This window comes from Draconibacterium sediminis, assembly GCF_000949475.1.
Lineage (GTDB): Bacteria > Bacteroidota > Bacteroidia > Bacteroidales > Prolixibacteraceae > Draconibacterium > Draconibacterium sediminis.
Genome location: NZ_JRHC01000006.1, coordinates 254,881 through 280,300 on the forward strand (window position 1 = coordinate 254,881; position 25,420 = coordinate 280,300).

The window sequence follows — 25,420 nt, forward strand, 5'->3', positions numbered from 1 at the left end:
GCTGCAAAAGTATAAATCTAATCGCAAATAACAAATACCAACTCTGAAATAATTCAAATTACATAATTTTTCAGTAGTCGGCACCGCTATTACATGCGGTTATAGCAGGTTAATTCCTGCAGCTTTACACTGTTCTATCATGGCATTGGGCCAAATGCTCGACTGAATTTCGCCAATGTGTGCCTTACGCAAAAAGTACATGCATAAACGCGATTGCCCGATACCACCTCCAATGGTAAGTGGCAGTTCGCCATTTAGCAGTTTTTGGTGCCACAGCATTTCTTTGCGTTCTTCGGCATTACGTATCTTTAATTGCTCAAGCAATGCTTCCTTATCCACACGAATACCCATCGAAGAAATTTCGAAAGCTCTGTTCAGCACATTATTCCAAAGTATAATATCGCCGTTCAGTCCTTTATAACCATTTACGGTTTCAGTATTCCAGTCATCGTAATCGGGTGCTCTTCCGTCGTGAATCTCGCCGTTTGGCATTTCGCCGCCAATTCCTATAACGAATATCGCACCGTGTTTTTGGGCTTCTTTGGTTTCGCGCTCAAAAGGCGTTAAATCCGGATATTTTGCCGCTAACTCCTCGGTATGGATAAAAGTAATCTCTTCCGGTAACTCTGCTTTAATTACAGGAAATGCTTCGCAAAGCAGGAACTCAGTACGAACAAGAGCCGAATAAATCTTACGCACAACCGATTTTAAGAATTCAAGGTTACGTTGTTCTCGAGCGATAACACGCTCCCAGTCCCACTGATCGACATATAATGAGTGAATGTTTGTGAGTTCTTCATCCGGACGAATGGCGTTCATATCGGTATAAAGGCCAAAACCTTGTTCGATTCTCAGGTCGGCCAGGGCCATTCGTTTCCACTTGGCAAGCGATTGAACGATTTCCGCACGTTCTTCATTCAGGTCTTTCATTGGAAACGACACCGGACGCTCAATTCCATTCAAATCGTCGTTTATTCCCGTTCCCTGTTTTACAAACAATGGCGCGGTAACCCTGCGCAAACGCAATTCGGCAGCCAGGTTCTCCTGAAAAAAATCTTTAATTAATTTAATTGCCTGCTCGGTTTGTTGAACATTTAAAACCGATTGATAGCCTTCTGGTATTGTAAGTTTCATGTCATAATTTTTTTTGAACAAACCATACAATAACACTCATAGTGTTTTTTGCATCGTCTCCTCCACACAATCTCTTGTGTTGTTAATACTTTTAAATCATTCTGTCTGTGTAGGCAAATATATAAATCTGCTATTAGTTTAAAAGCTATTTTGCATTTAATCCGAAAAATTACAACAACACACTCAAAATAACCGGGAGTAAAAAGTAAACACTATTTTTGCGCCTGATCAGATGACAAACTTCAGTAAGAACATACCGCGCCTTTACCTGATAAAAATCTCGAAATGGTTTAATATGGTAATGCCCATAATGTTGCTTTTTTATAAAAGTAACGGACTGGGATCGTACGAATTATTTGTGCTAAAAGCCATTTATTCGGTTGCTGTGGTTGTTATGGAAATCCCCTCGGGCTGGATGGCCGATGTTTGGGGGCGCAAAAAAACACTTATTCTTGGAAGCATTTTAGGAAGCCTTGGTTTTCTTATTTACAGTTTCTCTTATGAATTCTGGGCTTTTGTAGCCGCTGAAATTGTGTTGGGCATAGGACTGTCGTTTATTTCGGGGGCCGACTCGGCCTTACTTTACGATAGTTTGAAAGCCGATAACAAAGCTGACAAATATACTCGTGAAGAGGGACGAATAACATCGGCCGGAAATTTTGCAGAAGCCATAGCGGGAGTAGTTAGTGGCTTGCTGGTTTATTTTAGTTTGCGAACACCTTTTTATTTTCAGTTTGGAGTGGCGGCACTGGCAATTCCTGCGGCATTAACACTAATCGAACCCAAAGTGCATGCAGTGGAGCATGTCCATTCCATCAGGAAACTGGTTACGAATATCAAAAACTCGCTGGTTTCGAATACAAACCTTAGAGTTGCCATATTGCTTTCGGCGCTTACCGGAACTGCCACGCTCACCTTTGCCTGGTTGGTGCAACCTTTTTTTGTGGCAATTGGTTTGCCGGAAGAGTTATTTGGTATTTTTTGGACAGCCCTGAATTTAAGTGTAGGCATTTCTTCGGTTTTCGCTTATAAAGTTGAATTATTTCTTGGAAAACGCCGGTCGGTTTTAATTGTTATTCTATTACTATCGTTCGGTTATTTCTTTACAGGTATCTCCATCTCCTACTATGGTTTTGTGTTCCTATTCCTCTTTTACCTGGTGCGTGGTTTAGCTACCCCTATCTTCAAGAACTACATTAACCAGTACACCGACAGCGAAGTGCGGGCAACCATGCTTTCGGTCAGGAATTTTATTATTCGTATGGCTTTTGCCGGCATTGGGCCACTGCTGGGATGGATTACTGACAATGTGAGTTTGAATAAAGCCTTTTTATTGGCAGGAATCATTTATATTGTTGCAGCAACAGCTGTTTCGCTGCCCTGGCTACGAACAAAAAAAGAAGTGTGATGAGCAAATCGGTATTGATATTCGACCTTGATAATACTATTTATCCCGTAAGTTCAATAGCGGAAAAGTTATTTGAAAAGCTCTATGCTGTTATTGAAAAAAGCGGCGAATACAAAGGAGATTTTGAGGCCGTGAAACTGGAGATACAACGCACACCATTTCAGAAAGTAGCCGGCGCATTTTCGTTTAGTGAGCAATTGCTGAAAGACTGTATGGAAGTACACATCAACCTGACTTACGATGATCCAATGCAGTATTTCCCCGATTATGAGCTGGTAAGGAAGCTTCCGCAAACAAAGTTTTTAGTTACTTCGGGTTTTAGCAAACTGCAGCACAGCAAAATCGACAACCTGGGCATTCGTAACGATTTTAAAGAAATCGTTATCCTCGACCTGCAACAATCAAACGAAACAAAAAAGGATATTTTTAAACGGCTTCTGGAGAAATACAAGTTACCAAAAGACGAAATTTTGATTGTTGGCGACGATATAAAATCAGAAATTCAGGCCGGGAAAGAGCTTGGAATCGATACGGTTATTTATGATCGTTTGGAAAAATATACCGATTTGAATTTCGCTAACAAAATTGACAATTTTGAAGAGCTGACGAAGTTTCTCTAAAGCTCAAGTTTTAATCCGTCATATGCCAGATACACATTCTCCGGCAGTTCTTTCATCACATCGTCGTATTTACCCAAAGCATGGCTAATGTGCGTCAGATAAGTTTGCTTAGGTTTTATCCGGTCAACAATTTCCAGCACCTCCGCCAAATTAAAATGCGACAAATGCTTTTCTTTTCGCAGGCAATTTATAATCAGGATTTTTGATCCCTCCATTTTTACCAACTCACTATCTTCTATAAAATTAGTGTCGGTTATATAGGTTAAATCGCCCACCCTGTAACCATAAACCGGCAATTTATGATGCCAGCAACGGATTGGCACAAACTCAACACCGTCAATAGCGAACGGCGCGTCATCAATCTTTTGCAATTCCATCTTCGGGATTCCCGGATATTTAAACGAGGCAAACACATAATTGAAAATCCGTTTGATCGCTTTTTGCACCCGCTCTTCGGCATAAATTTCCATGTGGTTTTTCTGCACCCAGTTGTATGACCGTATATCATCCAATCCAAAAATATGATCGACATGCTCGTGCGTCAGCAAAATCGCCCGGAGTGTTTTTACCTTCTCGCGTAACATCTGCTGGCGGAAATCAGGCCCTGCGTCAATCACAAAATTCTTATCGTTTATGTTTAGCAATAATGAAGATCGCAGCCGCTTGTCCTTTTTGTTTGTTGAAGTACAAACGTCACAGTCGCAGGCCACAACCGGCACACCCTGCGAGGTGCCCGTTCCGAGTAAAGTTGCTTTTATTTTTATTGAAGGATTTTCCATTTGCGGCAAAATTAATAAAAGCAGTTGTGAAATAACTATAATCACTACTTTTGCAAAAATCTTTTCACGAATGGCAACACTTTATCTCGTACCGAACGTTTTGGCTGATGGCGACTGGCAAACAGTTTTACCTGCCCGGGTAGAACCGATTTTAAGCAACACTAAATATTTTATTGTTGAGAATATACGTACTGCGCGACGGTTCTTGAAACAGGTAAACCGCGAGATAAACATTGACGAGTGTACTTTTTTCGAAATTAACAAACGTACCAATGCTGCCGACTTGCCGCGCTTTTTAAAACCTATAAAAGATGGACATGATGTGGCAGTGCTTTCCGAAGCCGGTTGCCCCGGAGTTGCCGATCCCGGTGCCGATGTGGTAAAAATAGCCCATCAAAAAGGGATAAAAGTAGTGCCGATTGTTGGGCCTTCTTCAATTCTTTTGGCACTAATGGCCTCAGGAATGAACGGACAGAATTTTGCTTTTAAAGGTTATTTGCCGGTTAAACCGCAGGAACGAGTGAAAGAACTGCAGAACCTTGAAAAAACAATCAGAAGCAACCGGCAAACGCAGATATTTATCGAAACGCCATACCGAAACAACCAGCTGGTAAGCGACATTTTAAAATCGTGCTCACCGTCTACATTATTTTGTATAGCAGCCAATATTACCGGAGAGGATGAATTTATCCAAACCAAATCGATTCAGGAGTGGAAAAAAGCCGGTGCACCCGATTTGCACAAACAACCGGTTATCTTTTTGCTGGGGTAATAGTTTTTCAGATTAACTTGAGTTCCTGAAGCATTCGGAATTCTACCTCGAAATTTGGCGTAAAAACATTCTTGCCCAGGTTTTTCTCCACCTGATTTTTTGTCCAGAAGCGGAGTTCTTCCACTTCATCGGACTGGATGCCAAAACCTTTATAATCGTAGGTAGTGAACAGGTAAATCAATTCGGCTTCCACCTCCGACTCCCATTTATATACTTTCTGCAGCTTTGCCGAAAACTCTTTTAAACCGATTTCTTCAAAAACTTCCTTTTTAAGTGCCTGTTCCAAAGTCTCACCTACCGAAATATGACCACCAACAGCGGTATCCCATTTTCCGGGTTGGATGATTTTATCAGCAGGGCGTTTTTGAATAAGGATACTTCCTTTATTATTCAGCACATGCAAATGTACCACCGGATGTAACAACTTGCTTCCGTTGTGCACCTGGCTGCGTGGTGCCTGACCGGTAACCTTACCTTGTTCATCAACCAGCGGCACCCACTCTTCGTTTGTAAGCGCTTTTTGTTTCTGTTTCTGGCGCAAAAATTCATATAAAAAATAAACACCAAAAATGATGTAGAACAATCCGCCGCTAATAAAAGCCCAGGCTTCTTTGCTCATAAAAAAGGCCGAATAAAACACCAAAACAGTATGCCCCAAGAAGATAAAGAACAGACTCTTCATACTTTTGCGCATCTGCTGCATTTGGGCGGTATTAAACGCTACATCTTTCATATAGCGCTGCCCCATCAATCCAATTATATTTAGATTTGAGAATGCTGAAATGGCCAGAACAGTCACCAGTATCAATTCGATCAGTCCGGGTTTCAGTTTAAAGAAAATATCGTTATCAAGCAGTATTGAAACGCCACCAAGCGCCACCAACAACAAGGTATCAAAAAGTACAAACTTCTCAAATCGCTTTTCTTTAATGGCAATCCAGGCCATTTCAGCCACACCTACCCCAATAGCAACAAAAAGCCCGATTTTAGTCCCCCATATTTCATCGGCAGCGATGAAAACAAACAGAGGAATAAAACCGGGCAATAATTTTTTAAATAATTGTGCTCTGTTCATAGCAAACAAAGAGCAATGGATTATTCTTCGTTGGTAGGTGATTCAAAAGGAATAACCTTGTAAATTTCTACCTCCATTAAAACCGTTTGAAAAGCTCCGATCGCATAGCCCGATCCTTGCTGACCATAAGCCAACTCAGAATTGATTACTAAGTGCGATCTTGTGCCGGGCTGCATATAAAGCAAACCTTCTTCGAGCCCTTTAATTGAGCCTCCGGTACCAACGGTAACCTCATAAGGATCGTATCTGTGCCCATCCAAATAACCGTTTGTTTCGTCAACCAATAAACTATCCGGCCCTTCAACCAACGACCACGTAGCATAAAATAGCTGAACACGGTCACCAACTTTTATGGTATCGCCTTCGCCGGTACCCGGTTCATTAAAATAATAAAGACCAGACGCAGTAGATTCCGCTCCCGGGTGAGCAATTGCCAGGTAATCATCCAATAACGCCAATTCATTATCCCTCATTTTTTGGTAATCAATTCCGTCGTTACAGGCAAAAAAGGCAACGGCCCCTATCATCAATATAATGTATGATACTATTTTCTTCATCTGATCTTTAATTATTTTCTATTGTTTAAAACAGTGTCGTTCAACTTATAATTTGGTGCAAATTTAATTATGTGGTTTGATTTCTACCATTTCTATCCAAAAAACTGTTGTAGTATTTGGCGGAATATGGCCGGCACCTGTTGTTCCATAGCCAAGTTCCGATGGAATAATTAAAAATGCAGAACCTTCTTCATCAATTAAACGTGTTGCGTCATTCCATCCGTCAATCAAATTTTCGGATCCTAATACATACTCCCAGGTGCTATTCCCGGTTGTTTCAAATACGCTTCCATCAATAAACTGCCCTGTATATTTTACCACACAGGTATCTCCATCCTGAGGGAAAGTGCCGTTTCCGATCGAATCGATAATGTAATAAACACCCATTGCTGTTGTATCAATATCCAGCCCTCTGTTGGTCAGGGTATCAAGATACTCTGCTAACAATGCGTCCTCTTCGGCTTTTGTTGGCGGAATATATGGTTCTGCCTCCTCAATACACGATGCCACTGCTACTCCGATAATAATCGCCAATAAAAATTTTGTAACTAATTTCATTTTTAACATTTTTTAAATAGTTGTTTCCAACAACTGATGCTTATACTCAGGTAAAAGTTGCGTGAACTTTAATAAAGTTTTTTCAAAATTAAGTTCCGACTCACCTCCGGCTGCGTTCAAATGCCCGCCACCATTGAAATGGCTCGACGAAAATTTGTTGGCCGGGAAATTTCCTTTTGAGCGAAAAGATGCTTTCACATATCCATCTTTTTCGATAAACAAAGCACTGAAAACTATATTTTTAATTGATAGCGGGTAATTTACAAACCCTTCGGTATCGCCGGGCTGAAAATTAAACCGTTTTAATTCTTCTTTACTAATACTTATTACTGCAGCGCGGTACTCGGGAAAAACCTGCATTTTTTCATTCAGGCAATAGCCGAGCAATTTCATGCGATCGGCCGAATAGTTATGAAATACCGATGACTGAATTTTATCGGTGTTTATCTCGTAATTCAGCAATCCGGAAACCACTTTAAAAGTGTTTTTCGAGATGTTATGACTAAAACCTCCTGTGTCAGTCAAAATGCCGGTATACAAGGCTTCAGCTGCTTTTTGCGAAAGGTTTTCATTTAATCCGGTAGCTTCAAGTACATCAAAAACCAATTCGGCAGTTGAACTGTACGAAGTTTCGGAAACCATAAAATCGCAAAACTGTGTGGGGTACGGATGATGATCGATTAATACCTTCTTATGCCCGAATTCAAGAATTTTCTTTTCCAGTTTCCCGGCACGTTTCGCTTCGTTAAAATCAACACAGATCATTGCATCAGCCTGATTCAGCCAGCTTTTAGCTTTCTTTTTGTCCTTATCGTAAATAATTACCGGAACATCTGAAGAAAACCATTTCAAAAACACGGGATAGTCGTTTGCCGACAGCACTTTAACCTCGTGCCCAAAATCGGCAAGTACCTGCCCAAGTCCCAGTGCAGAACCAATAGCATCGCCGTCCGGATTTTCATGCGGAATAATTACCAGCTTCTTTTTCGAAGTGGCGAGTAATGTCTTAATCGATGTAATAATCTCTATGTCAGTATTTTTCAAAATTCGCAAAAATTAGAATGGGCAAAGATAAAAAATCTTACCTCGCCTGAAAACGCTTATAACCCAAATTTTGTTAATATTGTAAAAGACAAGCTTTTATTAATGGCTTGAACCAATAAACAGACAATAACTACTAAAACTTTTAAAATGGCTGGTAACAGAACCTTTACAATGATTAAGCCCGGTGCGGTGAGAAAAAACTACGAGGGCGCAATTTTAAAAATGATAAACGATGCCGGTTTTAAAATTCGCGCAATGAAACTCACGCGGATGTCCACAACACAAGCCGGTGCCTTTTACGAAGTTCACAAAGGAAAACCCTTTTACGATAACCTGGTTAAGTTTATGAGTTCGGGGCCAATTGTAGCCGCCATCTTAGAAAAAGAAAATGCCATTGAAGATTTTCGCAAACTGATTGGAGCTACCAATCCTGAAAATGCAGCAGAAGGCACCGTTCGCAAGTTGTTTGCCTGCAGTGTTACCGAAAATGCGGTTCATGGTGCCGACAGCGACGAAAACGCAACCCGTGAAGCCGACTTTTTCTTTTCTACTTTCGAACGTTTTTATGATTACGAATAAGTCACATATACGAATCAAGGGCTGAAACTTAATTCCTGATTAATGTCTTCAACCCTTGATTTGTTTTTTTTATTCAACACTTATTACCGCTGTAGTTTCGTGTGATTCCCCCGGAGCCAGATCAATCTGATCGTTGATCTTGTTCACCGTTTCGAGACACACAAACGTTTCATATCCGTCGTTGGGCATGTCACTCATTTGCGCGCAGGCTTCAGCACCGGGATTCCACACCGTTGAACATTTGCTGCCCTCTTTGGCAATGCGGATGTCGCGCTTAAAGTATGGGTCGTGAATGATACAATCGGCTTCGGTATCGAAATAATGCCTTGTTATAGCTTCCGATACTTCCAGCAATTCTTCTTCCTGAACATACCGATTGCCGTCCAGCTGGTTTTCGTAATGCGTATTTTCTAACCCGGCAATTTTTATGTTTTCAATAGCCGAAAGGTTAAAATAAGTGTGCAATGCCGATGTGTAAGAAATTGCCGAGTCGGATGGATTGGTAACTTTTAGGGTAAGCGACAATGTATCGCCAATCACAAAAATCAATTCAGCAATAAAATCATATGGCCAGTATGCTTTTGTTTCATCCGACGATTTTAGCTGCATGGAAACGTAAGTCTCCCCTTTTCCAAAAGTATCCACCTCAGTAACTTTCCACATCGATGTGCGGGCAAAACCGTGTTGCGGCAAAGCAGAATCACTTGCATGTGGGCCAAACCACGGAAAACAAACCGGAATACCTCCACGTATTGCTTTGCCTTTTTCGAAAACGCTGTACGGGCTCATCCACAAAACATCGGTAGTTCGCATGGGCCTGAATCGGGTAATTTGCGCGCCGTAAAGGCAAATATCGGCTTCGGCATATTTATTTGTAATGGTAATAAAAGGCAAGTCGCCATCGAGTTCCATAAAACCCACTTCGCCTTCAACGCCAAATTTTTCGTTTAATTCGTCTATGTTCATTATTATTTAGTTTTTGAGGATCAAGAATCCAGTATCCAGAATCAATCACTTACTTGAAAACAATTCGGGTAATCATCTCATCTCCTGCATTCTCGTTAATTCGCCTGCAAATTTCTTCGCGCATTAAAAACAGTTCATTCTTTACCACCGAAGAAGTTATTTCCACATATAAAATCCGATTTTGGATATAAATATTTCGGGTATAGCGTGCTATGGTTTTTCCAAGCAGGTTTTCCCAGCCCTGAACTATATCCACTTCTTTCAGCTTCCGCTCAATACGGTTTTCTTCGATATACTGTTTTAAAACCTCGCTTAACGATTGTGTATTACTTCGTCTCATTGTGCCAGTTCTACTTTTCCGTTTTCTACTTTAAAAATCCGATGATCGGCATCCATCTTTTTAATTATGGTGTCGAGATGTTCGCGATTGGTATCTGTCAAAAATATCTGACCAAACTGTTCGCCCGCTACAGCAGTAACTATTTGCTCCACCCGATGCTGATCCAGTTTATCAAAAATATCGTCCAGTAAAAGAATGGGATTTATGCCCGAAATCTCTTTTATGAACTCGAATTGCGCCAGTTTCAACGCTACCAGGTAGGTTTTTTTCTGTCCCTGCGATCCTAATTTTTTTATTGGGTAGTCACCAATATTTAATAACAGATCGTCTTTATGAATTCCAACGGTGGTGTACTGTACTGCCCTATCTTTTTGAAGCGAAAATTTTAGCAGCGCTTCCAGATTCGATTCATACAAATCCGACTGATGCACCAACTCCACCACCTCGTTTCCTCCCGATATATAATTATAGTATCGTTGAAAAACAGGAATCAACTTCTCCACAAAACGTGTCCGTTCTTCATGGATTCGTGTTCCGTACTCCACCAACTGATCATCCCAGATACCCAGCAACTCTTCATCGAAATAACGATCGCTGGCGAATTGTTTCAGCAGATTATTTCGCTGCATCAATGCCCGGTTGTATTTCAAAAGATCGTCGAGGTAAGTTTGGTTGTATTGCGAAATTACACCGTCCATAAATTTGCGGCGCTCGTCGCTTCCACCCAAAATCAGGTTTACATCCGACGGCGTGATCATCACCAAAGGCAGCAGTCCGATATGTTCCTGCAGTTTTTTATAAACCTTTGTATTGCGTTTAAACTGCTTTTTCTGCCCTTTTTGCAAACCACAATTAATGGTTTCTTTCGATTCCATCCGACTGTAATTCCCGTTAAGCATAAAAAAGTTCTCTTCGTGATTGATATTCAGCTGATCGGTAGCATTAAAAAAACTTTTGCAAAACGACAGGTAATAAATGGCATCGAGCATGTTGGTTTTCCCGGCACCGTTCTTACCAATAAAACAATTCAGTTTGGGCGAAAATTCAGCCTTCACCTCCAGAATATTTTTAAAATTTACAATTGAAATCTCTTCAATGTGCATTATCTATTTCTTTGTTTTCGTTCGTACAAAACTAAATAAAAAGCCTGTACATTTCTGAAATGTTGACAAAAAGCACTTAATAACAATGTTATGTTGATTATTCTGGAAAATAATAGATGCATTGGTTTAGCTGTTTTGAAAAAAAAGCTATTTTTGCGGCACAATTTTGAAAAAGAGACAAATGGCAAAGAAGAATGTAGAACAAGCCGATAATTTACAGGAACTTGAAAGTGCGTTAACAAAAACGGAACAATTTGTTGAAGATAATTCGAAGATCATCAGCTATGTAGTTGGTGGAATTATTATTGTTGTTGCCGCTTACCTTGGGTTTAACAAGTTTTATGTACAACCACAAGAAGACGAAGCCGTATCGCAAATGTTTATGGCCGAGAATTACTTCGAAAAAGATTCGTTTAACCTGGCTATCAACGGCGACGGTAACTACCTGGGATTCCTTGATATTATTGATGATTACGGTATTACAAAATCGGCTAACCGTGCAAAATACTACACCGGTATTTCGTATCTGTACCTTGGTGAATACGAAACTGCACTGGATTATTTAAATGATTTTAAAACCGATGATTTATTGCTGGCTCCGGTTGCCGAAGGTGCAAAAGGCGATGCTTACCTTGAATTGGGTGAGACTGATAATGCACTGAAACAATACAAAAAAGCTTATTCAGTAAGCGATAACGATTTAACAACTCCGGTTTATATGATGAAAGCTGCTAACCTGCTTGAATCGATGGACGAACTGGAAGATGCACTGGCCTTGTACGAAGATATTAAAGCAGAATATCCGCAGAGTTCGGAAGGTACAAATGCCGACCGTTACATAGCCCGCATCAAAACAAAATTGAATTAAAAAGAATTCAAACGATAGTTAAACCCCTCTTCGGAGGGGTTTTTTGTTTGTATAAACATTACTTTTGCTTTATCAGCAATACAAAAAGACAGAATTATGGCAACAAAAGATTTATCAGCATACGATATTAATTCGGTACCATCAGCAGAAAACATGCGTTTTGGCGTGGTAGTAGCCGAGTGGAACTGGGAAATTACCTCGGCACTGGCAAACGGTGCTGTTGACACTTTAAAAAAACACGGTGCCACCGACGAAAACATTTCAGTAAAATATGTTCCCGGAACTTTTGAGCTTCCGCTGGGCGGTCAGTATTTTGCCGAATTGGATAACGTTGATGCGGTAATTTTGCTGGGCTGCGTTATTCAGGGCGATACCCGCCACTTCGACTACATTTGCGAAGGCGTAACACAAGGCACAAAAGATTTAAACCTGAAATACAACAAACCGTTTATTTTTGGTGTTTTAACTACCAACAACGAACAACAAGCGCTTGACCGTGCCGGAGGTAAACTGGGCAACAAAGGCGACGAAGCTGCTGTTACGGCCATTAAAATGGTAGCGCTGCAGCAATCGTTTAAGTAAGTGAGACTCCCCTTTCACCTCGTTTGAGCATTTAAATGCAACTACATGAAACAGGTTCTGCACATAAAAAATATGGTTTGCAACCGCTGTATAAAAGTGGTGAAAGAGGAACTTGAAAAGCTCGACATTCAGATCGAAACCATCGAACTGGGGAAAGTTGGTATCTCCGAAAACCTGGATAAAGACCAAACCGAGGAAGTGCGCTCGGTACTAAACGAAAATGGTTTTGAGTTGATGGATGATAAAAAAAGCCAGCTGATCGACCGCATAAAAACCATTATCATAGAAAAAACGCATTACTCAAACGATGAAAAGGAACCGGTTAACTTCTCGGAGGTGATTGCCGGAGAAGTTGGTCACGATTATTCGTATTTGAGTAAGTTGTTTTCTTCGGTTGAAGGAATCACGATTGAGAAATACATCATCAATCAAAAAATTGAAAAAGTGAAAGAGTTGCTCGTTTACGGCGAGCTTACCCTGAACGAAATATCCTATCAGCTGGGCTACAGCAGCGTACAACACCTGTCGAACCAGTTTAAAAAGGTTACCGGATTAACACCTTCGCACTTTAAAAAACTAAAGGAAAACAAACGTAAACCGCTTGACGAGGTATAGCAAAACACAAAACTTCTTTTTCCTTCCATTTTCTCCAGAGAATTACCGTCTCACGCAGATGGCGCAGATTTACGCAGAAAAAATTTTCACCTATTGGATTGAAAGAAAATCAGCGATAATCAGCGATATCTGAGTGAAACCCCAAAATCTTATAAATCATTTCCAAAATCGTGTAACAAAGTCCGTTCTTCTATTGCTTTACTTTGTATTGTAATATTTAATAGAATGCAAGCAGGACAATACATACTAAAGTTTTTAGGCGATTTCGCCACCATTTTGGGAGAAATGGCTCCCTATCTTTTGCTCGGATTTTTCTTTGCAGGACTATTGTATGCGTTTATTCCACGCGAAAAAATAGACAAGTATTTTAATGGTTCACCATTTCGCTCCTCTGTTTTTTCCTCATTATTGGGAATTCCGCTGCCATTGTGTTCGTGCGGGGTAATTCCTACCGGAGCAGCTTTGTATAAAAATGGAGCCTCAAAAGGAGGAACTGTTTCATTTCTGATTTCTACACCACAAACTGGTGTCGATTCTATTTTGGCAACGTTTTCGCTTATGGGATTACCATTTGCCATTATTCGTCCGATTGCCGCCTTGATTACCGGAATTTCAGGAGGTTTAATAACAAGCGTAATTACAAAAAATGAATCGGTACCACAGCAAACGTCAGATACGGTTTCAAAACCAAAAACACTTGGACAGAAAATTAAGGACGTTTTTCGCTACGGTTTTGTGGAGTTTATTCAGGATATATCAAAGTGGCTGATTATCGGTCTGGTTCTGGCCGCGATTATTTCGGCTTTGATACCCAACGATTTCTTTGAACTGTTGAACCTGTCGCCAATACTGCAAATGTTACTGATTTTGGCAGTATCAGTTCCCTTATATATTTGTGCAACCGGATCGATTCCGCTGGCAGCTATACTCATTTTAAAAGGAGTAAGCCCGGGAGCAGCGTTTGTATTGCTTATGGCCGGACCGGCTACCAACGTAGCTACTATTACCATGATCGGAAAAGTACTCGGAAAAAAGAGCCTGTTCACCTATCTCGGAACAATTATAATTGGTGCCCTGGGATCTGGCCTGATCATCGATTACCTGCTGCCGGTGCAGTGGTTTACAGAAATTACTCAACAACATTTGGGACACGACCACGGAACTCACTTGAATTGGTGGCAAATTGCTTCCGGGGTTTTACTGCTGGGATTGATGATAAACGGTTACATTCAGCGATATAGGACTCCCAAAAAACAATCTGAAACTCAATTAAAGAATAATATTATGCAATTAAAAACGATTAAAGTTGAAGGGATGACTTGCAACCATTGCAAGGCAAATGTAGAGAACAACCTGCAGAAACTGGCGTTTGTAGAAAATGCGGTAGTAAACCTCGCCGAAAAAACGGTTACTTTAGAGGGCGACAACATCGACATGGATAAAGTTAAAGAAACCGTTGAATCGATTGGCTATAAGGCAGTGTAAACATTATTTAAACAAACTTTGCCAAACACTTGGCAGGTTTGTTTAAACTTTTAGTTTTGTAGAACGTTTATTTAGTGAAGTTTAGATTATAAATGATTAGAAAACTCAGCCATATTATTTTAGCAACTCTATTGTTGGCCACAACGATGGGCACGGCTGTGAGCAAACATTATTGCCACAGCTCGCTGGTTGATGTTTCTGTTTTCGCCCAGGCTGATTCATGCTGCGACGATGGCGGATGTTGTACCAACGATAATCATTTTTACCAGGTAAAAGAAGATTTTTCGGTGCCCGTAATTTCTACAATTCCGGTGCTTGCTGAAATCGATGTTTTGCATCAAACGCTACTTGATCCTGATATTTTAATTCCCAACGAATTAACCGAAGAATTCGAATTAACAAATGCCCCTCCTCCGCCAACGGTGATGGAATTTCTTGCTGAAGAGCAATTGTACCTTTTATGAAATTATTATGATAAATTATCTGATCATGATTACTCATGATCTCGATTTTCTTTGTAGTAATCTCATAGTAAAAAAGGTATGCTAAATAAAATCATAAAATTTTTCCTTGAAAATAAGCTGGTTACCATGCTGGTATTGATCCTTCTGGTAAGTTGGGGAATCATTACATCTCCATTTGGTTGGGACACCAATGTACTGCCAAAAGATCCGGTGCCGGTTGATGCCATTCCCGATATTGGAGAGAACCAGCAAATTGTATTTACCCAATGGATGGGTCGTTCTCCTCAGGATATTGAGGATCAGATTTCATATCCGTTAACGACTTATTTACTGGGTATTCCGGGAGTAAAATCCATTCGTAGTTCATCCATTTTCGGATTCTCAAGTATCTACATCATTTTTGATGATGATGTAGAATTCTACTGGTCGCGCTCGCGGATACTGGAAAAGCTGAATTCGCTGCCATCGGGACTTTTACCGGATGGTGTTCAGCCCGCGCTTGGTCCTGATGCTACGGCCCTCGGACAGGTTTACTGGTACACCATTGAAGGGCGCGACAAAGACGGGAATCCTACCGGAGGTTGGGATTTGCATGAAATACGTACAGTACAGGATTTTTTCGTCAAGTATTCGTTGAATGCTGCTGAAGGTGTTTCAGAAGTGGCATCTATTGGCGGCTTTGTGCAGGAATACCAGATCGATGTGAATCCCGATGCGTTGAAAGCCTACAACATTCCGCTGCATAAAGTAATGCAGGCCGTCCAGAAATCGAACCGCGATGTGGGGGCTAAAACCATTGAAATCAACCAGGCAGAATACCTGGTTCGCGGATTGGGTTACGTAAAAAGTGTTGGCGACATTGAAAAAGCCGTGGTTGCGGTTCAGGACAATGTACCTGTTCGTGTAAAAGATATTGCAGTTGTTAGCCTCGGTCCTTCTACCCGTCGTGGTGCGCTTGACAAAGACGGCGCCGAAGTTGTGGGAGGTGTTGTGGTTGCCCGTTACGGAGCCAACCCGCTGCAAGTCATTAACAATGTAAAAGCAAAAATTGCCGATATAGCACCAGGGTTACCATCAAAGGTTTTACCCAACGGAGTAGAAAGTCAGCTTACCATTGTGCCATTTTATGATCGTTCAGGATTGATCTACGAAACATTGGGAACGCTTGAGGAAGCGCTCTCACTGGAAGTGCTGATCGTTATCCTCGTGGTTATTATCATGGTTTATAACCTGAGGGCATCGCTCTTGATATCAAGCTTACTGCCAATCTCTGTTTTAATGGTGTTCATTGCCATGCGCTACTTTGGTGTGGATGCCAATATTGTGGCGCTCTCGGGTATTGCAATTGCTATCGGAACCATGGTCGATTTGGGGGTAATTCTTTCTGAGAATATTATAAAACACACGAAAGAAGCACCTCCCGAACAAAAACTGATTACTACAATTTATAACGGCTCGGCAGAAGTTAGTTCGGCTATTTTAACTGCCGTTTCAACAACAATTGTGAGTTTTATACCGGTATTTACCATGCAGGCAGCAGAAGGAAAACTATTTATTCCGCTTGCCTTTACCAAAACCTTTGCACTGATTGCGGCACTGATTGTTTCGCTGTTTATAATGCCCGCGCTTGCCCACTGGTTTTTCGGCGTTCGAATTAACAGCAAAGCTATCCGGAAATGGGTAAATATCATCTTAATTCCGCTTGGAATAATTCTGCTGGTTTTTGGACAAGTATGGGGAGGAATGATGATTCTCGCATTTGGTTTGGCAGGTACACTGAAGGAAGTTAGAAGTCGGAAGACCGAAGACAGAAGTCTGGAAACTGTTAGTCATAATTGGAAAACGCGTTTGCAAAATGCTTTTAGTTTTCTGTTGGAGTATCTTGAAATCGTTATTGTACTGATTGGCGTTACCTGGTTATTGGCAAAATACTGGCTTCCTCTGGGGCCAACAAAAAGCCTGGTAATGAATGTGGTTTTTGTAGCCATTCTGCTTATAATTATCCTGGGCGCATTTGCATTGCTTGAATATTTCTACAAAAAAATATTAACATGGTGTCTTGATCACAAAGTAGCATTTCTTTCTATTCCAACCTTTTTGATCATACTGGGGATAACAACCTGGATGGGCTTTAATACTATTTTTGGATTTGTAGCTCGCGGATTCGACAAAGTTGGATGGAACATTCGCACAACTGAAGTTTGGTCTACCCTGGCACATGGATTTCCGGGAATTGGCAAAGAATTTATGCCGTCGCTGGATGAAGGAAGCTTCTTGCTGATGCCGACTTCAATGCCGCACTCGGGCGTTGCGTATAACCGTGAGGTTTTGGGCCAGCTTGACATGCTGATTTCCAATATTCCTGAAGTGGAATTAACTGTTGGCAAACTTGGGCGTGTGGAATCTGCACTGGATCCGGCACCAATCTCAATGTATGAAAATGTGATTAACTACAAACCGGAATATATTCTCAACGAAAAAGGGCACCGCATGCGGTTTCAGGTGGATAAAGATGATCTTTTTGTTTTGACAAACGGAGAAAAACTTAGTAATGAAGATGCCTTGCAACAAGGAATTACGAGGGAAGATCTCATTCCTGATAAAAATGGAGACTATTTCCGTAACTGGAGGGAGAAAATCAAATCGCCCGACGATATTTGGGATGAGATTGTAAATGTTTCCAAAATTCCGGGCGTTACTTCGGCACCAAAACTGCAACCCATCGAAACAAGGCTGGTGATGTTACAAACAGGTATGCGCGCACCGATGGGAATTAAAGTGTACGGACCGGATTTAACAACCATCGAAGAATTTGGTCTGCAACTGGAAGACATATTGAAAACAGTTCCTTCGGTTAAAGCTCAGGCTGTTTTTGCCGACCGTATCGTTGGAAAACCATACTTGTTGTTCGACATTGACCGGGATAAAATCTCTCGTTACGGATTGAATGTGGAAGATGTACAACAGACCATTGAAACGGCTGTTGGCGGAATGAAAATTACTTCCACGGTAGAAGGACGCGAACGTTTCCCGGTTAGAGTTCGTTATCCGCGTGAATTGCGCGACGACCCTGAATCGCTTGGAAAAATATTGATGCAAACACCAACAGGCGCGCAAATTCCGCTGAGCCAGCTGGTACATATAAAATACCAACGAGGTCCGCAGGCCATAAAAAGCGAGGAAACTTTTTTGGTGGGTTATGTTCTGTTCGATAAAAACGACGGATTCTCGGAAGTTACTGTAGTTGAAGATGCCCGAAAAGTCATTCAGGAACGAATTGATGCCGGAGATCTTCAAGTTCCTGCAGGCGTTAGTTATAAGTTTTCAGGAAGTTACGAAAACCAGGTACGAGCCGAAAAACGGCTTTCAATTGTCGTTCCGCTTGTATTGGCTATCGTATTTCTGATTCTTTATTTCCAGTTTAAATCGATAACCACTTCGCTGATGGTATTCTCCGGAATTGCCATGGCATTTAGTGGTGGTTTTATGATGCTTTGGCTATACGGTCAAAACTGGTTTGTCGATTTTGCAGTTTTTGGAACCAACATTCGTGAACTTTTCCAAATGGGTACCATAAACCTGAGTGTGGCGGTTTGGGTAGGATTCATTGCGCTGTTTGGTATTGCAACCGACGATGGTGTGCTAATGGCAACCTATCTTGATCAGAGTTTTGCCAGAAACAAAACCGACAATCTGAAAGGAATTCGCGCTGCAGTGGTGGAAGCCGGACATCGGAGAATTAAGCCGGCGGTAATGACCTCGGCAACTACAATCATAGCCCTGCTGCCAATCTTAACTTCAACCGGCCGTGGTGCCGATATTATGATTCCAATGGCCATCCCGGCATTTGGAGGGATGATATTTGCTGCCATAACCTATTTCATTGTTCCGGTGCTATACAGTTACCGCGAGGAGCGAAAACTTAAAAAGACTCAGTCATGAACAAAATATTAACAATCATAATCGTATTCATTTCAGGGTTGAATGCGTTGCATGCACAAACAAATCAAATTTCTGCATCCGCGCTACCCCTACCCCCTAATGGGGAAGGCCAGGCTGCGGAAAAAGTTCTCCCCTTGAAGGGAGTTCGAGGGGTGAGTAACGGAAATCAAGTTGCTCAAACACTGGAGAGCTACTTTGAAATGGCTGCCGAAAATAATCCGGGCTTGCAGGCCAAATACAAGGATTTTGAGGCTGCCCTGCAAAAAGTACCGCAGGTAAGTTCATTGCCTGATCCTACGTTTTCTTTCGGCTATTTTATTTCGCCGGTAGAAACGCGTGTTGGACCGCAACGGGCAAAATTCTCGTTGAGCCAGATGTTCCCATGGTTTGGAACTTTGGAAGCCCAGGCTGATGCTGCTTCTTTGATGGCTGATGCAAAATACCAGGCGTTTCTCGATGCACGCAACCGACTTTATTACAGCGTTTCAGAAGCCTATTACCCGTTGATTGAGTTGGGCCGGTTAAAAACAATTGAACAGAGAAATATCGAAATTCTGCAATCGTATAAAACCATTGCCAACTCGAAATTTAAAAACGGAGTTTCGCCAATGACCGATGTATTACGGGTTGATATTATGCTGAAAGATGCACAAACCAATCTTGGTATTCTGAATAAAAAGGAAAAACCCTTGCTTGTTGCATTTAACAACCTGCTCAACAGAGACGAGAACGAGGTTGTGGTTCTTCAGGATTCGCTGGCCATGGAACTGTTGCCTGAAAATTTCAGGAGAGATTCTTTACTGACCAACAATCCCATGCTTGACGCAATCGACCTAAAACAACAGGCAAGCGAAAAGAGTGAGCTGGCTGCACAAAGACAGGGACTTCCAAAAGTGGGTGTTGGTCTGGATTATGCAATTGTTGGAAAACGCACCGATATGGAAGTAGAAGACAATGGCAAGAACATATTCATGCCTATGGTTTCGGTTAGCATTCCAATATTCAGAAAAAAGTATAAAGCAGCTGAAAAAGAAGCGCAACTGATGCAGGAACAATATTCCTTTCAAAAAGAAGAAACCATTAATTCGCTTACATCGGGATATGAATCCATTTGGTTTCAAATTCAGCAACAAAAAGATTTAATCGATTTGTATGAGGCGCAGATCCTTGAAACCGGACAAACGCTGAACCTCCTGTTTAGTGCTTACGGAAATTCAGGGAAAGATTTTGAAGAGGTACTACGAATGCAGCAACAACTGCTGAAATACGAAAAAATGAAAGCCATGGCTGAAACACAATACCAAACCGCTTTGGCAAAACTAAATTACATTACCGCAAAAACATATTAACGATGAAACGAACCATAGAAATACATTTTATTGAAAAAATGATTCTGATTATGGTGAGTTCCATCGAATACAGAAGAAATAAAAAATAATAATGAGATGAATACGAATAGAAAAACAATAATCACAGTGCTGTCAACACTGGCAATTGGCTTGTTGCTGGGTTGGTTGATATTTGGTGGATCAGAGGCTAAAGTTACCGATGAACATCAACACGAACACAGCGCAGAGGAAGTTGCAGGTGAAACAACCTGGACCTGCTCCATGCACCCGCAAATTCGTCAGCCGGAATCTGGCGACTGCCCAATTTGCGGCATGGATTTAATACCGCTGGAAGAAGAACAAAACAGTGAAATTGATCCAAATGCAATTAGTATGTCGGCCACAGCGATGCAACTGGCCAATATTCAAACAGCTGTTGTTGGCGCTGCAGAGCCACTTAAAGTTGTTAGACTCAATGGTAAGGTTCAGGAAGATGAACGCCTGATCTTTTCACAATCGTCGCATATTCCGGGAAGGATCGAGGATTTGCTGGTGAATTTTACCGGCGACTACGTAAAAAAAGGACAGGTGATCGCCTCGGTTTACTCACCCGATTTGGTAACCGCACAGGAAGAGTTGTTTGAAGCACAAAAGATTAAAGGTACCCAACCACAGCTTTTCGAGGCTTCCAAAGAAAAACTTAAAAACTGGAAACTCACCGACGAGCAGATCAACCAGGTTTTAGCATCCGGAACAGCACAACAAACATTTGATGTAATGGCTGAAGTATCGGGTTATGTAACTCAAAAAAAAGTTAACACCGGCGACTATGTTCGCAGGGGGCAAGCGATTTACGAGATTGCCGACCTTTCAAGAGTTTGGGTACTTTTTGATGTATATGAATCAGACTTGACATGGATTAACAAAGGCGATAAAGTAAGTTATTCGATCGAGTCGCTGCCTGGAGAGACATTTGAAGGAACGATCGATTACCTCGATCCGGTTATCAATCCCAAAACAAGGGTTGCGAAAGCGCGCGTTGTTCAATCCAACAAAGGATTAAAACTGAAACCTGAAATGTTCGTATCAGGAAAAGTAGAGGCAAAATTGCCACAAACCGATGCACTTATCGTTCCAAAAACAGCAGTGATGTGGACGGGTGAACGTTCGGTGGTGTATGTAAAATCGGAATCCGAACAGGGCGTATATTTTAATATGCGTGAGGTAGATCTGGGCCCTGCCCTTGGCGAAAGTTACATTGTGCAAGGCGGCATACAGCAGGGAGAAGAAATTGCTGTTAACGGCACATTCAGTATTGATGCGGCAGCGCAGTTGGCCGGCAAACCAAGTATGATGAGTCTTAAAAATGCCGCCAGTGAGCATGCAGTACATGCCATGTTTAAAGTTGGAGGGAACTGCGAAATGTGCAAAGACCGTATAGAAGAAGCTGCATTATCCGTTGCTGGAGTTATTTCGGCCCAATGGGATGCAGAAACAAATGACCTGCACTTAAATTACAACGACGGACTTTCTCTTGATAAAGTTCATCATGCCATTGCACAAGCAGGTCACGACACCGAACAGGAGAAAGCTCCGGATGCTGTTTACGAAGAATTGCCGGAGTGTTGTCTTTACGACCGTTTTGAATACCGGAATACCAATAAGGAAACACAAACTTCAGCAGAACATGTAATGATAAAAGTGCGTGGAAATTGTGGTATGTGTAAAGACCGCATTGAAGAGGCCAGCTTATCGGTTGAAGGAGTGGAGTCGGCAAACTGGGACGATGAAACGGAGATGCTGCACCTGAACTTTAATGCATCAAAAACATCGTCCGAAGAAGTTCAGAAAGCAATTGCAGCGGTTGGTCATGATACAGAAAAATACAAAGCACCCGACACTGTTTATGAAGCATTGCCGGAGTGCTGTTTATACCGGGAAAATTAATTTATTAACCAATAAAAAATTAACAAGATGAAAACAAAAGTTTTAAGTTTAGTAGCCATTTTAATGATGGGAGCATTTACCGTTTTTGCAGGAAATAAAACGGAGAAAATTAAAGTTTACGGAAACTGTGGTATGTGCGAAAGCCGCATAGAAAAAGCGGTTAAAGCTGTTGACGGCGTATCGAAAGCAGATTGGGACAAAAAAACCAAAATGCTTGAAGTTACTTTCGACGATACAAAAACCAACATCCACAAAGTTCACATGGCCGTTGCTGCTGTTGGTCACGATACCGAAATGCACAAAGCAAAAGATGAAGTTTACGACAAACTTCCTGGCTGCTGCAAATACGACCGCACCTCAGAAGCTAAAACAGAGGAAGGCCACGAGGGACATAAACATTAATTTATAATTGATCTTAAATAAGAAAGGGTTTCATGCGTACTTGAAACCCTTTTTTGTGGTCTGAATTCACAGCTTGTCGAAAATTTTCTACAAACAAATGTCAACTATTTTACCAAATGCCTCGTAAACAAGACGCAAGCCAAACCTGTTAGGAATGGCATGGTTTTATAAGCGTATAAAGCAACACTTTAAGATTTATTTTTATGAAACGAGTCCCGAATAATCGGGCCGAGTTCCATCTTGAACCTTTAAGAACAAATAATTTTAATAAAATGAAGTATTATATTGAAACAACCATTGAAACTGACTTTGATTCAGCAGTAGAAAAAGTAAAAGAAGAACTAAAAAAAGAGGGATTTGGAGTATTATCAGAGATTGATATCCACGAAAAACTAAAAGAGAAACTGGATGTGGATTTCAAAAAATATAAAATACTTGGCGCCTGTAACCCACCAAAAGCTTTTGAAGCACTTAAAGCTGAAGATCACATTGGATTAATGCTACCCTGTAATGTTGTAGTGCAGGAATCATCACATTCCAACAATATCAATGTCTCCGCTATCGACCCTGTTGCTTCGATGATGGCTGTTAACAACGCCGCTATCGAACCAATTGCTCACGAAATAAAAGATAAACTAACACATGTAATCAGGCAATTGTAGTTTTGTAAAAATGAGACAAAAGCCCCCTTTCTGCAACTTTTTATTATTTTTGCTTTGGTCGGATAAGTACTGAACGATTAAAGCTTGAAAAAAACTATAAACCATATCGGAAGTTTTTTACTGATTATTGCAGGAGCAATTATTCTGTCGCATGCTTTTATTCCCCATCATTTGCACAATGGCGAGGCAGTAATTGAAACATCCGATTGTAAGTGTATTCATCACCATCACGAAACTGCTGCTCAAACGGCAAGTTGTACACACGACCATTCAGAAAGTGAATCAACCGACTGTGTTCTTCATAACCTGCTGGTGCTTCCGGGAAAACAAATCAGAGCCGACCAGCCATTGATTATCACCACACTGCACGACTCCTACAGCTCGTTTCTGATTACCGGTTTGTTTAATATCGGTTGGGATATTAAAGAAAACAACTGGCACTACCACATTGAAGGAACCATTCCCCTACCCGCAAATATTTACACTTCCACAACAGGGCTTCGTGCTCCTCCCTTAGTTTAATTTTCCCGCCCCAACACCATTCGGATTCTTTTGAATCCTTACCCTATTTATTATTTGGAAAATTAAATAGCATTAAAATGAAATTGAAATATTTATGGGTGGCTACAATAGCCTTTCTTTTGTTTTCATGCCATCAGAACGCATCTCATAATAGCGAAGCGGAACATGACCACGAACACGAGCTTGAACATGAAATGCATACCGGCGAAGAACACGAACATGAAGCAGAAGCGACAGAAAGTGAACACGAACACGAGAAAATGCAGTACACCGTTTACAGCAACGATTTTGAGTTGTTTGCGGAAGCCGATGCCATGATAACAGGCGAACACGCTGATATCCTGGCACATTTTACTTTTCTCAATAATTTCAAACCACTTGAAGCGGGAAAAATAACCGCAAAACTCGTTGTAAATGGCAAAACGGTAAGCCAAACGCTAAATGAACCGCTTCGGAAAGGCATTTACAGCTTCGAACTTGAGCCTACCACTGCCGGTGAAGGCAAATTATATTTTGAAATTGAAACCGGTGGCGAACAGTTTGAGGTAATCGTTCCCGAAGTGGACGTTTTTGCCAACGATGAAGAACTCCACAACCATCACGATCACGGTGAAGAACCGTCGGCAGTAAATGCTACCGTTTTTACAAAAGAACAATCGTGGAAGATTGATTTTGCCACGGCTTTGCCACAGCGACAGGAATTTGGGCCTACAATTAAGACAGTAGCCAAAATTGAACCTGCACGCGGCGAAGAAGAGATCATCCCAGCTAAAGCTTCGGGATTGGTAATCTTCTCCAACAACAATTTGGTTGAAGGCAAACAAGTAGCGAATGGCGAAAAATTGTTTACCATTTCTTCGAGCGAAATGGCCGAAAACAACTTTGCCGTTCAACTGGCCGAAGCCAAAAGCAATTATGAAACCAACAAAGCCAATTACGAGCGTAAGTCAGAGCTGGTAAAGGACCGTCTGGTATCGAAACAGGAATTGTTGAATGCGAAAAATGCCTACGAAACCAGTAAAGCTGTTTACGAAAATTTGTCGAAGAACTTCAACGAATCCGGCCAAATGGTGAAAAGCAAAATGAGTGGTTTTGTAAAACAGATTTTTGTGAGCAACGGACAATATGTAGCCGCCGGGCAACCTTTGGTAAGTATCAGCCAGAACAACAAATTGTTGCTTATCGCGCAGGTGCAACAGAAATATCTATCGTTGTTGCCATCTATAAATACGGCCAACATCACCACCATACACGACAAAAAAACATACACGCTGGATGAGCTAAACGGGAAGATACTCTCGTATGGAAAGTCGGCTAACGATGATTCTTACCTGTTTCCGGTAAGTATGGAAATTGCAAATCATGCAGGTTTTGCTCCGGGAACTTTTGTTGAAGTATTTCTGAAAACAATGACCAATTCAAAAGCGATTACTGTTCCGAACAGTGCATTGCTGGAAGAACAGGGGATTTACTATGTTTTTGTACAGCTTACTCCCGAAATGTTTGAAAAACGCGAGGTAAAAATTGGTGGAACCGATGGTTTGCAAACCGAAATAACAGTGGGTTTGAATGCCGATGAGCGAATTGTGACACAAGGTGCAATGCAGGTAAAGCTGGCAAAATCAACCGGAGCTTTGGATCCGCATGCCGGACATGTTCACTAAAAGA

The 25,420-nt window shown here is 41.4% G+C and carries 25 protein-coding genes; 16 read left to right on the top strand and 9 right to left on the bottom strand.

The window, feature by feature from the left end; translation table 11 throughout:
* Nucleotides 1-99 precede the first annotated feature (99 nt).
* A complete protein-coding gene (asnA, locus tag LH29_RS20020; RefSeq protein ID WP_045033064.1) occupies nt 100-1,134 on the bottom strand; it encodes an aspartate--ammonia ligase in 1,035 nt (344 codons plus the stop codon).
* 232 nt (nt 1,135-1,366) lie between these two features.
* Here asnA and LH29_RS20025 point away from each other — a divergent pair, with 232 nt between their 5' ends.
* Together LH29_RS20025 and LH29_RS20030 are read left to right on the top strand one after the other, a co-directional pair.
* The gene (locus LH29_RS20025; protein ID WP_045033065.1) at nt 1,367-2,542 is read left to right on the top strand and encodes an MFS transporter; all 1,176 of its coding nucleotides are present in this window, start codon (nt 1,367-1,369) and stop codon (nt 2,540-2,542) included.
* A complete protein-coding gene (locus LH29_RS20030) occupies nt 2,542-3,162 on the top strand; it encodes an HAD family hydrolase (protein ID WP_045033066.1) in 621 nt (206 codons plus the stop codon). The genes LH29_RS20025 and LH29_RS20030 overlap by 1 nt, the downstream gene beginning before the upstream one ends.
* On the opposite strand, the gene LH29_RS20035 is transcribed toward LH29_RS20030, so the two are convergent.
* A complete protein-coding gene (locus LH29_RS20035) occupies nt 3,159-3,941 on the bottom strand; it encodes an MBL fold metallo-hydrolase (RefSeq protein WP_232302870.1) in 783 nt (260 codons plus the stop codon). The two genes, LH29_RS20030 and LH29_RS20035, sit on opposite strands and share 4 nt — an antisense overlap.
* A gap of 70 nt (nt 3,942-4,011) precedes the next feature.
* Here LH29_RS20035 and LH29_RS20040 point away from each other — a divergent pair, with 70 nt between their 5' ends.
* Nucleotides 4,012-4,713: an SAM-dependent methyltransferase gene (locus tag LH29_RS20040; protein ID WP_045033067.1), complete on the top strand. Its 702-nt coding sequence runs from the start codon at nt 4,012-4,014 to the stop codon at nt 4,711-4,713.
* A gap of 7 nt (nt 4,714-4,720) precedes the next feature.
* Here the strand turns inward: LH29_RS20040 and LH29_RS24850 are convergent, their stop codons facing one another.
* From LH29_RS24850 to LH29_RS20060, 4 genes are all read right to left on the bottom strand, one after another.
* The gene (locus LH29_RS24850; RefSeq protein ID WP_198152525.1) at nt 4,721-5,788 is read right to left on the bottom strand and encodes an NUDIX domain-containing protein; all 1,068 of its coding nucleotides are present in this window, start codon (nt 5,786-5,788) and stop codon (nt 4,721-4,723) included.
* A gap of 20 nt (nt 5,789-5,808) precedes the next feature.
* Complete coding sequence (locus tag LH29_RS24105; protein WP_052671118.1) at nt 5,809-6,345, bottom strand: FKBP-type peptidyl-prolyl cis-trans isomerase; 537 nt, start codon at nt 6,343-6,345, stop codon at nt 5,809-5,811.
* A 63-nt stretch (nt 6,346-6,408) separates the two neighbouring features.
* Nucleotides 6,409-6,903, bottom strand: a complete 495-nt coding sequence (locus LH29_RS20055) for an FKBP-type peptidyl-prolyl cis-trans isomerase (protein WP_198152526.1) — start codon at nt 6,901-6,903, stop codon at nt 6,409-6,411.
* Nucleotides 6,904-6,915: 12 nt separating this feature from the next.
* Nucleotides 6,916-7,947 carry a DHH family phosphoesterase gene (locus LH29_RS20060; RefSeq protein ID WP_198152527.1) on the bottom strand — a complete coding sequence of 344 codons (1,032 nt, stop codon included), beginning with the start codon at nt 7,945-7,947 and terminating at the stop codon, nt 6,916-6,918.
* Between the two features lie 147 nt (nt 7,948-8,094).
* Between LH29_RS20060 and LH29_RS20065 the strand changes: the two genes are divergently transcribed.
* A complete protein-coding gene (locus LH29_RS20065) occupies nt 8,095-8,526 on the top strand; it encodes a nucleoside-diphosphate kinase (protein WP_045033069.1) in 432 nt (143 codons plus the stop codon).
* 69 nt (nt 8,527-8,595) lie between these two features.
* Here the strand turns inward: LH29_RS20065 and LH29_RS20070 are convergent, their stop codons facing one another.
* Genes LH29_RS20070 through recF form a run of 3 tightly spaced genes read right to left on the bottom strand, consistent with a single transcriptional unit; the run spans nt 8,596 to nt 10,935 of the window.
* Nucleotides 8,596-9,492, bottom strand: coding sequence for a D-hexose-6-phosphate mutarotase (locus tag LH29_RS20070; RefSeq protein WP_045033070.1), 897 nt, complete (start codon nt 9,490-9,492; stop codon nt 8,596-8,598).
* Between the two features lie 49 nt (nt 9,493-9,541).
* The gene (locus LH29_RS20075) at nt 9,542-9,832 is read right to left on the bottom strand and encodes a DUF721 domain-containing protein (protein ID WP_045033071.1); all 291 of its coding nucleotides are present in this window, start codon (nt 9,830-9,832) and stop codon (nt 9,542-9,544) included.
* Entirely contained in the window at nt 9,829-10,935 is a 1,107-nt protein-coding gene (gene recF, locus LH29_RS20080; protein ID WP_045033072.1) for a DNA replication/repair protein RecF, read from the bottom strand. The genes LH29_RS20075 and recF overlap by 4 nt, the downstream gene beginning before the upstream one ends.
* Nucleotides 10,936-11,116: 181 nt before the next feature.
* On the opposite strand from recF, the gene LH29_RS20085 reads away from it, so the two are divergent.
* From LH29_RS20085 to LH29_RS20140, 12 genes are all read left to right on the top strand, one after another.
* Nucleotides 11,117-11,803 (top strand): tetratricopeptide repeat protein, encoded by a 687-nt coding sequence (locus tag LH29_RS20085; RefSeq protein ID WP_045033073.1) that lies wholly within the window; start codon nt 11,117-11,119, stop codon nt 11,801-11,803.
* A gap of 96 nt (nt 11,804-11,899) precedes the next feature.
* A complete protein-coding gene (ribH, locus tag LH29_RS20090; protein WP_045033075.1) occupies nt 11,900-12,385 on the top strand; it encodes a 6,7-dimethyl-8-ribityllumazine synthase in 486 nt (161 codons plus the stop codon).
* A gap of 45 nt (nt 12,386-12,430) precedes the next feature.
* Entirely contained in the window at nt 12,431-13,000 is a 570-nt protein-coding gene (locus tag LH29_RS20095; protein ID WP_045033076.1) for an AraC family transcriptional regulator, read from the top strand.
* Between the two features lie 225 nt (nt 13,001-13,225).
* Complete coding sequence (locus LH29_RS20100; protein ID WP_045033077.1) at nt 13,226-14,485, top strand: permease; 1,260 nt, start codon at nt 13,226-13,228, stop codon at nt 14,483-14,485.
* A gap of 92 nt (nt 14,486-14,577) precedes the next feature.
* On the top strand, nt 14,578-14,949 hold the full coding sequence (locus LH29_RS24110; RefSeq protein WP_157493772.1) for an HYC_CC_PP family protein: 372 nt from the start codon (nt 14,578-14,580) through the stop codon (nt 14,947-14,949).
* Between the two features lie 78 nt (nt 14,950-15,027).
* Nucleotides 15,028-18,891, top strand: coding sequence for an efflux RND transporter permease subunit (locus LH29_RS20110; RefSeq protein ID WP_045033078.1), 3,864 nt, complete (start codon nt 15,028-15,030; stop codon nt 18,889-18,891).
* A complete protein-coding gene (locus LH29_RS20115) occupies nt 18,888-20,240 on the top strand; it encodes a TolC family protein (RefSeq protein ID WP_082063874.1) in 1,353 nt (450 codons plus the stop codon). The genes LH29_RS20110 and LH29_RS20115 overlap by 4 nt, the downstream gene beginning before the upstream one ends.
* Before the next feature lie 96 nt (nt 20,241-20,336).
* Entirely contained in the window at nt 20,337-22,166 is a 1,830-nt protein-coding gene (locus LH29_RS20120; protein WP_045033079.1) for an efflux RND transporter periplasmic adaptor subunit, read from the top strand.
* Nucleotides 22,167-22,193: 27 nt separating this feature from the next.
* Complete coding sequence (locus LH29_RS20125; RefSeq protein ID WP_045033080.1) at nt 22,194-22,568, top strand: heavy-metal-associated domain-containing protein; 375 nt, start codon at nt 22,194-22,196, stop codon at nt 22,566-22,568.
* A 272-nt stretch (nt 22,569-22,840) separates the two neighbouring features.
* A complete protein-coding gene (locus LH29_RS20130) occupies nt 22,841-23,230 on the top strand; it encodes a DUF302 domain-containing protein (protein ID WP_045033081.1) in 390 nt (129 codons plus the stop codon).
* Nucleotides 23,231-23,314: 84 nt separating this feature from the next.
* Nucleotides 23,315-23,752, top strand: coding sequence for a hypothetical protein (locus tag LH29_RS20135; RefSeq protein WP_045033083.1), 438 nt, complete (start codon nt 23,315-23,317; stop codon nt 23,750-23,752).
* A gap of 77 nt (nt 23,753-23,829) precedes the next feature.
* Nucleotides 23,830-25,416 (top strand): efflux RND transporter periplasmic adaptor subunit, encoded by a 1,587-nt coding sequence (locus tag LH29_RS20140; RefSeq protein WP_052671121.1) that lies wholly within the window; start codon nt 23,830-23,832, stop codon nt 25,414-25,416.
* Nucleotides 25,417-25,420 lie beyond the last annotated feature (4 nt).

Bases quoted from the DNA above. Each gene is read 5' to 3' on its own strand.
- asnA (WP_045033064.1), bottom strand. From the start codon at position 1,134: ATGAAACTTACAATACCAGAAGGCTATCAATCGGTTTTAAATGTTCAA.
- LH29_RS20025 (WP_045033065.1), top strand. From the start codon at position 1,367: ATGACAAACTTCAGTAAGAACATACCGCGCCTTTACCTGATAAAAATC.
- LH29_RS20030 (WP_045033066.1), top strand. From the start codon at position 2,542: ATGAGCAAATCGGTATTGATATTCGACCTTGATAATACTATTTATCCC.
- LH29_RS20035 (WP_232302870.1), bottom strand. From the start codon at position 3,941: ATGGAAAATCCTTCAATAAAAATAAAAGCAACTTTACTCGGAACGGGC.
- LH29_RS20040 (WP_045033067.1), top strand. From the start codon at position 4,012: ATGGCAACACTTTATCTCGTACCGAACGTTTTGGCTGATGGCGACTGG.
- LH29_RS24850 (WP_198152525.1), bottom strand. From the start codon at position 5,788: ATGAACAGAGCACAATTATTTAAAAAATTATTGCCCGGTTTTATTCCT.
- LH29_RS24105 (WP_052671118.1), bottom strand. From the start codon at position 6,345: ATGAAGAAAATAGTATCATACATTATATTGATGATAGGGGCCGTTGCC.
- LH29_RS20055 (WP_198152526.1), bottom strand. From the start codon at position 6,903: ATGAAATTAGTTACAAAATTTTTATTGGCGATTATTATCGGAGTAGCA.
- LH29_RS20065 (WP_045033069.1), top strand. From the start codon at position 8,095: ATGGCTGGTAACAGAACCTTTACAATGATTAAGCCCGGTGCGGTGAGA.
- LH29_RS20070 (WP_045033070.1), bottom strand. From the start codon at position 9,492: ATGAACATAGACGAATTAAACGAAAAATTTGGCGTTGAAGGCGAAGTG.
- LH29_RS20075 (WP_045033071.1), bottom strand. From the start codon at position 9,832: ATGAGACGAAGTAATACACAATCGTTAAGCGAGGTTTTAAAACAGTAT.
- recF (WP_045033072.1), bottom strand. From the start codon at position 10,935: ATGCACATTGAAGAGATTTCAATTGTAAATTTTAAAAATATTCTGGAG.
- LH29_RS20085 (WP_045033073.1), top strand. From the start codon at position 11,117: ATGGCAAAGAAGAATGTAGAACAAGCCGATAATTTACAGGAACTTGAA.
- ribH (WP_045033075.1), top strand. From the start codon at position 11,900: ATGGCAACAAAAGATTTATCAGCATACGATATTAATTCGGTACCATCA.
- LH29_RS20095 (WP_045033076.1), top strand. From the start codon at position 12,431: ATGAAACAGGTTCTGCACATAAAAAATATGGTTTGCAACCGCTGTATA.
- LH29_RS20100 (WP_045033077.1), top strand. From the start codon at position 13,226: ATGCAAGCAGGACAATACATACTAAAGTTTTTAGGCGATTTCGCCACC.
- LH29_RS24110 (WP_157493772.1), top strand. From the start codon at position 14,578: ATGATTAGAAAACTCAGCCATATTATTTTAGCAACTCTATTGTTGGCC.
- LH29_RS20110 (WP_045033078.1), top strand. From the start codon at position 15,028: ATGCTAAATAAAATCATAAAATTTTTCCTTGAAAATAAGCTGGTTACC.
- LH29_RS20115 (WP_082063874.1), top strand. From the start codon at position 18,888: ATGAACAAAATATTAACAATCATAATCGTATTCATTTCAGGGTTGAAT.
- LH29_RS20120 (WP_045033079.1), top strand. From the start codon at position 20,337: ATGAATACGAATAGAAAAACAATAATCACAGTGCTGTCAACACTGGCA.
- LH29_RS20125 (WP_045033080.1), top strand. From the start codon at position 22,194: ATGAAAACAAAAGTTTTAAGTTTAGTAGCCATTTTAATGATGGGAGCA.
- LH29_RS20130 (WP_045033081.1), top strand. From the start codon at position 22,841: ATGAAGTATTATATTGAAACAACCATTGAAACTGACTTTGATTCAGCA.
- LH29_RS20140 (WP_052671121.1), top strand. From the start codon at position 23,830: ATGAAATTGAAATATTTATGGGTGGCTACAATAGCCTTTCTTTTGTTT.